The following is an 11,829-nucleotide window of genomic DNA, read 5'->3' as shown; positions in this document are numbered from 1 at the left end:
AAAAGGCACACACGGTTCTTGTTAAGATTCGCATGTACCTTGGTCGTGCTATTTAATCACTTTGCCTGTTTCAACATCGAAGAAGTGGGCCTTATTCATGTTAAAGGCAATCTTGATGGTTGAACCAACTTCATGGTAGTCACGGGCATCTACCACAGCGATGAACTCTTGTCCTTTAACATCTAAATATAGGATAGATGTTGCCCCTGTTAATTCGGATACCGTAATGGTTGGTTCGACAACCGTTTCTGGTGTAGCGTCTAAAGCCAATTGTTCAGACTGCATATCTTCTGGACGAATACCAAAAGTCACTGTTTTGCCGTCATAACCTTTCTCGTCTAAAATACGACGAGTTGGTAAGGTTACTTCAAGTTTCGTGCCACCCTCTAAATGGATTTGGCCAGCTTCATACTTCACGTCCACTAAGTTCATAGCTGGTGACCCCATAAAAGCAGCAACAAAGGCATTTTCTGGGTTGTTATAGACTTCAAGCGGTGTCCCTACTTGTTGGATTTCACCTGCATTCATAATGACAATCCGGTCAGCCAGAGTCATGGCTTCTGTTTGGTCATGGGTTACATAGATAATGGTTGTGTTTAAACGTTTATGTAATTTAGCGATCTCAGACCGCATGTGAACCCGTAATTTGGCATCCAAGTTGGATAAAGGCTCATCCATCAAGAAGGCTTTAGGTTGACGGACTACTGCACGTCCTAAGGCTACACGTTGACGTTGCCCACCAGATAAGGCGGCTGGTTTACGTTCTAATAAGTCCGTTATTTGCAGTAATTCTGCCGCTTCATCCACGCGCGTATCGATTTCTTCTTTGTCTACCTTACGCAATTTCAAACCAAAGGCCATGTTTTCACGCACAGTCATATGTGGGTATAGGGCATAGTTTTGGAATACCATGGCGATGTCACGGGTTTTAGGTGCCACATCGTTAACGACTTGTCCGTCAATGACCAGGTCCCCTTTAGTAATATCTTCCAAACCGGCTACCATCCGTAAGGTTGTCGATTTCCCGCATCCGGAAGGACCTACGAAAACGATAAATTCGTTGTCTTTAATATCTAAATTGAAGTCCGTTACCGAAAACTTCTCCGCATTGTCGTATTTTTTATAAATATGATTTAATTTTATTTCAGCCACAAGGCATTCTCCTATCTTCAAAAATGCACAGTTCAATTGTCATTTTCTTAAACTTGTTGAAGGTGGTACATGATCCATTTAAAGCATCTGGTCTAGGTTCAAACAGGCTTCAAAATCATACTGGATGGATTAAGCTTCCAACAGTTGAAATTCGTCCAAGGTTTGGTCGCGGAATCTTGTTTTCCACATGACTAAGAGCAGCATGGTCACTAGACCGATTGTTTGCAAGCTAGCAATTAAAGATACATCAAAGTTGTATAAACCGTAAGCCATAGCCAAGAAGGTTGGCAATGATAAGGCATTTAGGATTAAATTGATGGACTCTTTATAAGTTTCAATAGACGTAACCGGGCTCCCCTTGGTCATATAGAACATTAGGGCCGCAATCCCAACTAAGAATAGGTTCATGGCTAGGAATATCAAGCTGATCACACTCGAGAAGATCAAGACCACTAAGACGCGGTTTTGGTCTAACCATTGCTGGCTCAAACTTTCCTGAATACCTGCTTGGTCAAGCCCTGTCAAGTCGAAGTCTTTGGTATAAAGGACCGTTGCCGTTGGCGCCCCAGCTTCCATTAAGACGAATTGATTCTCTTGGAAAATGAGTGCCGTTTTCCCGCTAGCTGCCAGTGTCTCTAGCTGATCGTCTGCTAATCCAAAGGCGACGGTTCCTTCAGCGCTTTCTGAAACCACTGGTTGGCCGATCAGCATTTCTCCATTTTCAAAGGTGATTTGCTGGATCTCGGCTACCACTTGGTCATCTACAAGGGCCATGGCATTGGGATAGTAGTCAGTTACGGGAAACTCGGTCATATTGGCATAGTTTAAGGTTACTGGAACTGTCATCAATCCGTTTAAAAAGAGGATGACCAGCAACATTTGCCACCATTTGAGGTCATGGCGGTTAAACCAAATTTTGCTTGGTGTCCAAATACTCTTAAAGTAATTGATGGGAAATATTGCTTTTAACACGTTCATCGCCTATCTTTCTATCTGCTAATTGCTTGCTTAATCCGTAAGTTACTTGTGAAAAATCATGTATTACCCTTTCGTACCACCAGCAGTTAAACCAGATACAAAGTTCTTTTGTAAGTAGAAGAACATGATTGAAATTGGTAAGGCGATTAAGATCGCCCCTGCCGCGAATAGGGTTACCCGTTGTTCACGGGGATTGGTAATAAATTGTTGTAACCCGATGGCTACGGTGTAATTTTCTGGTGAACGCAAGATGAAACGGGCTAGCATGTACTCACCGAATGGGGTCATAAATGCCCATAAGGCTTGCACTGAAATCATTGGACGCACTAACGGTAAGACGATTTGTCCAAAGGTCCGTAAGTGGCCTGCCCCGTCTAATTTTGCGGATTCATCTAGGTCAGTTGGCACGGTATCAAAATACCCTTTCATCAACCATGAGTTCATTGGGATTGACCCGCCGACATAGGCGAAAATCAAGAACCATAATTTGTCTAGCCCCCCAACTAGTAAGGCCATAACGTAAAAGGCGGTCAAGGCTGCTGTTGTTGGAACCATTTGAACGATGATGAAGAATTTTAGGGATTGTTTACGACCTGCGAACCGGTATCTTGAGTAGGCATATCCGGCTAAGGTAATAATCGTTACCTGTAAGGCCATGGTAATCACCGCAACGATTAAAGTATTAATATACCACTGACCGTATTGGGTTTCTGTAAACAAGCGTTCAAAGTTACTTAGGGTAAACTGACCTGAGAAGTTCAAGTTAAAGGCAATTAAGTTTCCACCCCTGAAGGCTGATGTAATGGTGATCAGTAAGGGATAGATGATGATGATTGCCATAAAGACTAAGAAGGCATAGGTAAAGAATTGGGTCCAAAAGCGGCCGCGTTTTTGCGTGTTAGCTAATTTTTTCTCAGCCATGGCTTAATCCTCCATTTCAAAAGCATTGCTGTATTTAAAGATGATCAATGAAATCACAATAACTATAGTTGAGATGATGATGGTAATCGCGGATGATACGTTATATTGTGGCGATTGCCCTGTTGTCAACTTGTAGACCCATGAAATCAAAATATCTGTAGTCCCGGCATTGTTCCCTACTGAACCAGGTCCACCTTCATTAAATAGGTAAATCATTGTGAAGTTGTTGAAGTTTCCTGTGTATTGCGTGATTAATACCGGTGCCGCAACTGACAAGATATGCGGGAAGGTAATGAATCGGAATTTTTGGATTGGTGAAGCCCCGTCGATTGAAGCGGCTTCGTACCACTCACCTGGAATAGATTGTAAAATTGACGTGGTCAATACGTAAATATATGGGAAACCAAGCCAACCCTGGATAGAAATTAAGGCCACCTTGGTCCAGAATGGGTCCGTTTTCCAGGCTAGTGCTGGAATTTCCAAGAATGGAATAAAGTTATTGATAAACGGAATGACCTGGGAGTTAATGGCTCCGGCAGATGGGTTGAACATATTTGAAAAGGTTAAGATTGAGATGAAGGCTGGTACCGCCCATGGTAATAGCAAGATAACCCCGAAAAAGCGACGGAATTTGATGAACGGTTGGTTCATCAGAATCGCTAGGAAGATGCCTAGACCTACTTGCAAGGTTGTAGCAAATAGGGTCCAAATGACGGTCCATGAGAATACGGCACCGAATGTTTCTCGGTAGGTTGTTAGGGTAAAGATTGAATTAAAGGTCTCAAACCCTGTCCACTCGATTAATTTAGCGGGTGGAATGTGTTGAAAGTCGTAGTTGGTAAATACGATTAGGATCGTTACCACTACTGGGAACACAATGGCAAATAACATTAAGATATAGGCTGGGATGGTTAATAGATAAGGGAAACCTGATTCGTAAAGGTTATTTAAGATATCCTTGGCTGATCGGTTGACCTTGTCTGGGTTGATGGCGTTTAGTTTAGCCACATTGCGCGCATCCCACATTTGTACGGCGTAGAAAATAAAAAAGATGACAGTTATTAATAATTCAAGTACCCCTTCAATTAATAAGAAGAGGGAATGATCTTCACGAGGTGTTACACCTAGGGTAATTAAGCCATTGAAGGCATCAAACCCAAAGCTGAATAAGTGGAGAATGTATAAGGCAAAAATCACTAAAAAGATGACGCCTTTAAGGACTTGCTTGTTTACAAATTGCCCACCACCAGGGATGATTGAGGCCAAAGTCGCTTGATTGATACGACTCTTTTGCTCAGAAGTGAAGTTCACTTTTTTTCTTTCTTTTGCAGTTTTAACCACTGCAACCAACTCCTTCACTAGAAAACCATGACAAGTATCATAGATTGTTTTTGTTTAATGGTTCATTACTTAAAAATTTATGCCACTTCTTATAATAAGAAGGATGGCTCAGCGATGATTACTAAACCATTAGCTAAACCATCCTCAAATTTTTTAAAGGGGTGTCACTTAGTATTTTTGTGCAATGTTATCTACAATCACTTGAACAGCGTCGTCTGCTGATTGTTGTGCAGATTTGTTGCCTGATACTGCATCAAACATCATTGTTTCAGCACCTGTCCAAACTTCAGCCATTTCTGGAATATTTGGCATTGGTACAGCATCGTTATATTGCTCGATAACAGCGATAGCTAATTCATTTTCACCGGCATCCACAATTGCCTGACGGGCTTGTTGGTTAGCTGGTACTTCTGAGTTAAATTCATGTAGGCTATTCATATTTTCTTCAGTCGATACATATTCTAACCATTGTTGTGCGGCTTCTTCATTTTCAGTATAACCTGAAACAATCCAGCCCTTACCACCACCGAATGTTTGGTAAGCTTCCCCATTTGGCAATGTTGGGATTGCAGCAACGCCGTAGTCAACGCCACCTTCTTGGTAAGAAGCTGCAGACCATGGTCCGCCGATTACTGCAGCTGTACTGCCAGAGATGAAGGTTTCATCTACGAAGCTACCAGCTGAAGTTGTATCTAACATACCTTCTGGCCATTTTTCGTACCATGTTTGTGCGTATTCAATCCCTTCAACAGCACCTTCAGTATTTAAACCGATGTCAGCTGTATCAGTACCATCTTCCCCGAAGATGTAGCCACCGTGACCAGCAATTAAACCGTAAGCAGAGTAGAAGTCTACCCAGTTTGCTAAGAAGCCAGTGTTTTTGCCTGATTCAGAAGAGTAGTCATATGCTGAATCTTCTGATAAGGCTTCCAATTCTTCAAATGTTGTTGGGGCAGTATCAATTAATTCTTTGTTGTAGTAAAGGACTAAGGCTTCAACTACATAAGGCATACCGTAAATTTCGTCATTAGCTGTTACTTGACGCTCGTCTGTTTCGTCATAACGACCATCATCTGGCAGTGTTACTGGTAATAAATGTCCTTGAATACCTAGGTTTCCAATCCGGTCGTAAGGGGCGATTGTCACGTCTGGCGCAATCCCTGCTGGACCATCTAATGAAAGTGAATCTAAGGTTTCGAACATTTCACGTTCAACAACTTCAACGTCAATCCCTGTCTCTTCTTCAAAGGCTGGGGCAATTTCGTTTACGTAATCTACATAGTCAGCACCAACTGATACTTGTAAGGTACTACCGCTTGCGCTATCTGATCCGCCATCTGAACTAGCGGATTCTTCTCCACCATTCCCACATGCTGCAAGCACTAAAGCAGCTGACGCTGTTACCAAACCAAAGGCTGTTTTCTTCCACTGCAATTTACTCATTTACTTTTCCTCCTAAAATATAAATACCCATTGTGTAATCGCTTACACAGATTATGGCACATGATTTTAATCTTTGCAACCGTTTTCGTATAAGTTTTAAAAATATTTTTTTACTTTTAATATATTGCAAAGTATCTTTTACTGTCGACTAGCTTAATTTACACTAACCATGTAGGTTCCCGGTCTCACTTGAATGTAACCGCCTTCACTTTCTGCAAGGTTTGTGAGGACAATTTTTGTATTTTTATCTAGAGCAATCTGCAGGTCTTGATTACCCTGGTTAAAATAGGCGCGCAAAGTTTGTCCTCGGTAAGTCTTTGTAAAGGCTAAAATTCGCTCACTAGGCAAGTCCTGTAACCAGTCTAGGGTCCCCAAGTTGATGAGGTCACTATAGTTCCGTCGCATTTGAATCAGGTCCTTGGTAAATTGCCACATCGCTTGGTCTTGCTTGTCCTTTTCCCAGACCATGCATTTGCGGTTGTCTGGGTCGTCGCCACCGTCCAGACCGATTTCCGTGCCGTAATAGATGCAAGGCGTGCCGGTTTGAAGGAAAGTGAAAGCAAGAGCTGACTGGACTTTATCCTTGTCGTAATTGGCCCGGGTTAGGATTCGGTCGGTGTCGTGTGAATCTAATAGGTTAAACTGAGCCTGGTTGGTTTGCGTTCGGTAAAGCATTTGTTGACTAGTCATCCGGTCCATAAACTGCTGGTTGGTCAGCTCACGATTTGCTGTCTCGTCGCCTATTTGATCTTTTGATGTCAGTTCTATTGATCTTGTCGGTCCAAAAAAGAAGTCCTTGATTTGGTCTGTCATCGGATAATTCATGATGGCATGGAATTCGTCCCCTTCAAGGAAACGCTGGGCTGAATGCCAGATCTCGCCCACAATATAGAAATCTTCTTTCAAATTGACGCAAGTCCGGTGGAAGTCTTTCCAGAATTGATGGTCCACTTCATTGGCTACATCTAACCGCCAGCCGTCGATATCAAATGTTTGAATATAGTGACGGGCAACGTCTAACAAGTAGGCTTTTACCTCAGGGTTTGCCGTATTTAATTTGGGCATGTGGGGTTCAAAGGCAAAGGTCTGATAGGTCAATTGCTGGCGGTCAAACCGCTCGCCGCCACTATAGTCAATTGCCCGAAAGGATTGAACAGGAAAGTCTTGGATATGAAACCAATTTTTGTAGATAGACTGGTCTTGATTATCCAAGACGTCTTGCCATTGGCTGGATGCATAGCCGATATGGTTGAAAACAGCGTCTAGCATTACTCGAATGCCCTGATCATGGGCTTGGCTGACCATTTTGCCAAATAATTCAGCGTCACCGAAGGCTGGATCGATGGTCATATAGTCGCTAGTATCGTATTTGTGATTGGTGTCCCCTTTAAAAATCGGGGTGAGATAGATGCCAGTGATCCCCAAATCAACCAAATAATCCAGATGGTCGATAATCCCTTGCAAGTCTCCGCCATAGAAGTCGTCATGACGGGGATGATGGGCCCTTGAACCCCAAGGCAAGGTGTTTTCTGGGTCATTTGTGGGGTCTCCGTTCGCAAACCGTTCAGGGAAAATCTGATACCAGACCGTATCTTTCACCCAAGCTGGCGTCTTAACCCGGTCACTTTCATGAAAATATGGCAGGCGGAAATAAGCATTGACTTGTCCTAAAATATGGGCATCATCTGCTGGGTAAACTCCGCGATCACAATAAAAGACCTGATTCCCGTCAAAGTCCTGGACACGAAAGGCATAAGCTAGACGGTTGGGCGCTAATGGCCACTCACACTGCCAGTAGTCATGGAGGTCACTAGAGGCGACTTTCATCATTTCCTGATTGGTCCGGTACCAAGCCTCCGAATAGTGTAGATAGGTATCCCCCGCCAACAAGTCCACCTGGGCTACGTCATTTTTCTTGGTCCGCAGGCGAATATGGACGGTACCTTCATCATATAAATAGGCAAATTCACTCTCCGGTCGGTGATATAAAGCTGCTGAATCCAATGGTTTTCCTCATTTCTATTTTTTATTTGTTATACTTAAAAAGTAACCGCTTACATATAAAGATAGAAAAATAGCTAATGGCCTCTAACCATTAACTATCCTCCTAATCGACTTAGCTAACTCTAAGATTTACTTTCTTCAAGCGGTAAAAATCAAGCCGATATTTTTCTTTATGACTATATTAAAAGTGAATTTTACCTGCTTCTTGACCACCATCAATTTGTTGGTCTACGTTAGCTAGTTCAATCCGGTCAATAGATTCACTATTTGTCACAACCACGATTACTGTTCTTTCTTTACCAGCCTCTTCGATGGCGTGTAAGTTAATCTCGCCAAGCACTTGACCAGCAGTCACTTCTTGGCCCACGGCTACCGTTAATCCAAAGATTTCCGGGTCAAAATTGTTGGTATCAATCCCCATGTGGATCAAGACTTCAAGATCATCGCTCGTTTGAATCCCGATTGCATGGTGGCTTGGGAAAATCGACACGATTTTACCGGCTACTGGCGCGTAAACTTTAGCAGTTTTAGCGTTTGTGTCAGGCTCGACAGCGTAACCGTCACCCATCATTTTTTCCGAGAATACAGGGTCATTTACACGTGAGATATCTAATAATTGACCAGCAACCGGTGCAAAAACAGGTGATGCTTGACCAGATGAAGCCGATTTCTCAGACACAGCCGCCGGTTCACTGGAAGCCGCCTTGCCTGTTACCTTGTCAGAAGGTGCCGGAATAGCAGTACCAGCGTCCAACAAGTCGTTGATGTCAGATTTTAGAATGTCTGATTTAGGACCGTAGATGGCTTGGACTCCGGTACCGCGAACCATTAAGCCCATAGCACCAGCTGCTTTCCAATACTCATCGCTGGCTACTTTTTCAGTGTCCTTAACTGTCACACGTAAACGCGTCATACATGCATCTACAAAGTCGATATTTTCTTTACCACCTAATAGGTAGATAACATCGGCAATTTGTTGCTCGCTCGCATTTGAGGCAATGGCTGAAGCTTGGCCGTCAGCTGCTTTACCAGCTTGTTCAGCTCCCAATCCATCTTCGTAGTTACCTAAACGACCAGGTGTTGCGTATTTAAATTTCTTGATCATGAAGTTTGCAATAAAGTATGTTAATACACCAAATACCAATGTCACCAAGATGAAGTTGATCACGTCACCCATAATACCGGCTTGCGCTGATAATGGGATACGAGTCAAGAATTCAATAATCCCGAATGAATGCACACGTAGGCTTAACACATCTGCCATAGCAAATGCCGCCCCTTGAATCACCGCATACACCACATATAAAGGCATAGCGATAAACATAAACATGTATTCCAATGGTTCAGTTACCCCAGTTAGGAAAACGGCAGCTGCAGCTGAAATAAACATTGGTTTATATTTATCTTTCTTATCTTGGTCAACATTGCGGTACATTGCGTAGGTTAACCCCATCAAGATACCTGAGGAACCAATCATTTGCCCAACTTTGAAACGAGCAGGCACCCAATTTTCTAGTACAAATTGATAATTTTGCGTGTCACCAGCATTGTTGAAGTTTGCTAAGTCAGTTGCCCAAGCTAACCATAATGGGTCTTGTCCAACTACTTGTGCACCCGCTTGCGCACCCGTTAAAATTTCATATGTACCACCAAGTTCGGTGTAGTTAATCGGAATGGTTAACATGTGATGTAAACCAAACGGTAACAATAGACGTTCCAAAGTACCAAAAATAAATGGCGCTAAGATTGGCGCAGTATCTTGAGAAGTTGCAATCCATTGACCAAATGCGTTAATACCTGATTGAATCACTGGCCAAACAACTGCTAAACCTAAAGCAGTCACTAATGACCATACAATCACGACAAATGGTACAAAGCGTTTCCCATTAAAGAAGGACAACACTTCTGGTAATTTACGATAGTTGTAGTATTTATTGTAGGCACTCGCCCCAATAAAACCAGAAATAATCCCTACAAATACCCCCATGTTTAAAGCTGGCGCTTCTAGAACACTAGTAAAGTAGCCATTTACAGGAATCGTTTGACCAAATACCGTGCTTGTCACAGCAGCAGGATCAGCTAACATTTCAGCTGTAACGCCAAACAAGGCACCTGTAATCCGGTTAATTAAGACAAAAGCAACAGCTGCCGCAAAGGCTCCACCAGCACGGTCCTTAGCCCATGAACCACCAATTGCAATCGCAAATAATAAATGCAGGTTACCAATAATGGCCCAACCAATTGACTCTAACACGGCGCCCGTAGTGACTAAAAAACTAATATTTTCAGCAACCAAGGGAATGGTCTTACCAATTGAAATCATTAAACCTGCAGCTGGCATAACTGCAATAACAACCATCAAAGCCTTCCCAAATTGTTGCCAAAATTCAAACGTAAACAGTCTCTTCATTTTTTTTCGCTCCTTCATTTACACCCTTTTGATAACGGTTTCATAATTCAAAACAAATTATACACCGTAAAACACTTTTGTGCAACCGTTTGCATCTTTTTTTTTAACTATAGCAAAAAAACCGCGAGAATGTCCCACTCTCACGGTTCTTTTAAATGTTTTATTTCATTAAAAATACTGCCCTTCTTCTTGCTACTTCTAACATTTGTTAGCCTTAAATATTGTAGATAAATCAGAAAATCTAGCTAGTAATCATTCTAATGTTGCCATATTTACATACGTAGCTTCCATATTTATCTTTATATTTAGCTTCTAGTCAATAGTTTCCACTAGTACACCTGAGTGGTCTGATACGGCTTGCTGACGTTCGCCATCAAACACAACTTCAGAGGTCTTCACTTTTACATCTTTTGGTACAAAAATGTAATCGATTCGAATTTGTTCTTTAAGCCCGGTCCAGCCACCGATTTCTTTCAATACTGTCGGTCCACCGACAGTTTCTTCTGCAATCATATACGAGTCTGTAATTGGAATAGCTGTTGACACCATGTAGTCATAACCATCTGTCCCGGCAGGATTATTAAAGTCACCCATAAAATAAATTGGCAACTTAGTTCTAGCCAGGTATTTTTCAGTTTCTTGCCATTCATAATGAAATTCTTCATTATTTTTCCCGTGCCACCATGAGAAGTGACCAGAAACCGCCATAAAGCTTTCGCCATTTGGTTTAGTGATCTTAGCCGTAAGAATACGCCGTGTTTTATAGTCATACCAATCATGACTTTTTGATACGTTATAGCTAGTGACGCTATCAATTGGGTATTTTGATAAAATCGCTACACCCTCTTGCATTGTGTCATGCGCAATATGAGTCATAGCCCACGCCCAATAGTAGGTTTTGCCTAATTCCGCTAATAATGCTACTAAACGCATAGCAAAATTATCTTCTTTAACATTCACTTGCCCATCCATAGGGACAAAGTTCTCAATATTTTTAACGTCTACTCGATGTCCAATAATTTTCTGATTAACTTCTTGTAAGCCCACTACATCGATATCCCACTCAGCAATCGATTGCGCAATAAAAGCTAATTTTTGATCTTGATCATCTTCACCATAAGAATGAGTATTTAATGTTAACAGTTTCAACTAAATTAACGCTCCTTTTTATTCATTTTGATATCAGTAACTTGTCTATCTAATTCGATTATAACTCAAACCATTTAATTCACAAAAACATAATGTGAAGTGAAGTCAAATCCTCTATTAACACTCAGACATTAGCTACCCGTACTAATCCGCCAGATAGCAAAACGAATAAAGGCTGCAATCAATAGCATGGCCATTTCACCAGCAAAGCGGCTAGTATTATGCTTCGGTAATTTGAAAAGGACTTGGAAGGCATCTCCTAGTCTCACTTTTAAAATCACAACACTAAAGGCAATTAAAATAAAAATCAAGATGGCCATTCCGGTGTTGCCAATCAATAAGAAACCAATCAAGATAAGTAATAAACTGATATGAACTACAACGCCATTAAAATGGCGTGTTTCTAGGAACACTCATGACTTGTTCCACTT

At 41.9% G+C, this 11,829-nt stretch carries 9 protein-coding genes; all 9 read right to left on the bottom strand.

The window, feature by feature from the left end:
- Positions 1-48: 48 nt before the first annotated feature.
- Positions 49-1,152, bottom strand: coding sequence for an ABC transporter ATP-binding protein (locus AC973_RS08425; RefSeq protein WP_048729560.1), 1,104 nt, complete (start codon positions 1,150-1,152; stop codon positions 49-51).
- Positions 1,153-1,281: 129 nt separating this feature from the next.
- On the bottom strand, positions 1,282-2,130 hold the full coding sequence (locus AC973_RS08420; RefSeq protein WP_048729558.1) for a DUF1189 family protein: 849 nt from the start codon (positions 2,128-2,130) through the stop codon (positions 1,282-1,284).
- 63 nt (positions 2,131-2,193) lie between these two features.
- Positions 2,194-3,051, bottom strand: coding sequence for a sugar ABC transporter permease (locus tag AC973_RS08415; RefSeq protein ID WP_048729556.1), 858 nt, complete (start codon positions 3,049-3,051; stop codon positions 2,194-2,196).
- 3 nt (positions 3,052-3,054) lie between these two features.
- Complete coding sequence (locus AC973_RS08410; RefSeq protein ID WP_048729554.1) at positions 3,055-4,392, bottom strand: carbohydrate ABC transporter permease; 1,338 nt, start codon at positions 4,390-4,392, stop codon at positions 3,055-3,057.
- A 168-nt stretch (positions 4,393-4,560) separates the two neighbouring features.
- Positions 4,561-5,835: an extracellular solute-binding protein gene (locus AC973_RS08405; RefSeq protein ID WP_048729552.1), complete on the bottom strand. Its 1,275-nt coding sequence runs from the start codon at positions 5,833-5,835 to the stop codon at positions 4,561-4,563.
- Between the two features lie 153 nt (positions 5,836-5,988).
- Positions 5,989-7,839: a glycoside hydrolase family 13 protein gene (locus tag AC973_RS08400; protein WP_048729550.1), complete on the bottom strand. Its 1,851-nt coding sequence runs from the start codon at positions 7,837-7,839 to the stop codon at positions 5,989-5,991.
- A gap of 181 nt (positions 7,840-8,020) precedes the next feature.
- Positions 8,021-10,249, bottom strand: coding sequence for a PTS transporter subunit IIBC (locus AC973_RS08395; protein ID WP_048729549.1), 2,229 nt, complete (start codon positions 10,247-10,249; stop codon positions 8,021-8,023).
- Positions 10,250-10,561: 312 nt separating this feature from the next.
- Positions 10,562-11,398, bottom strand: coding sequence for an endonuclease/exonuclease/phosphatase family protein (locus AC973_RS08390; RefSeq protein WP_048729547.1), 837 nt, complete (start codon positions 11,396-11,398; stop codon positions 10,562-10,564).
- 131 nt (positions 11,399-11,529) lie between these two features.
- Positions 11,530-11,811, bottom strand: a complete 282-nt coding sequence (locus tag AC973_RS08385; RefSeq protein WP_225968973.1) for a hypothetical protein — start codon at positions 11,809-11,811, stop codon at positions 11,530-11,532.
- Between the last annotated feature and the right edge of the window lie 18 nt (positions 11,812-11,829).

The sequence above is a fragment of the Carnobacterium sp. 1290_CSPC genome (genome assembly GCF_001053265.1).
Lineage (GTDB): Bacteria > Bacillota > Bacilli > Lactobacillales > Aerococcaceae > Aerococcus > Aerococcus urinaeequi.
Note: the sequence above shows the minus strand (reverse complement) of the source record. Positions and strands in the feature narration are given on the sequence as shown.

What these genes read in the sequence shown, in the direction of transcription:
- AC973_RS08420 (WP_048729558.1), bottom strand. Translation starts at nt 2,130, where the DNA reads ATGAACGTGTTAAAAGCAATATTTCCCATCAATTACTTTAAGAGTATT.
- AC973_RS08415 (WP_048729556.1), bottom strand. Translation starts at nt 3,051, where the DNA reads ATGGCTGAGAAAAAATTAGCTAACACGCAAAAACGCGGCCGCTTTTGG.
- AC973_RS08405 (WP_048729552.1), bottom strand. Translation starts at nt 5,835, where the DNA reads ATGAGTAAATTGCAGTGGAAGAAAACAGCCTTTGGTTTGGTAACAGCG.
- AC973_RS08395 (WP_048729549.1), bottom strand. Translation starts at nt 10,249, where the DNA reads ATGAAGAGACTGTTTACGTTTGAATTTTGGCAACAATTTGGGAAGGCT.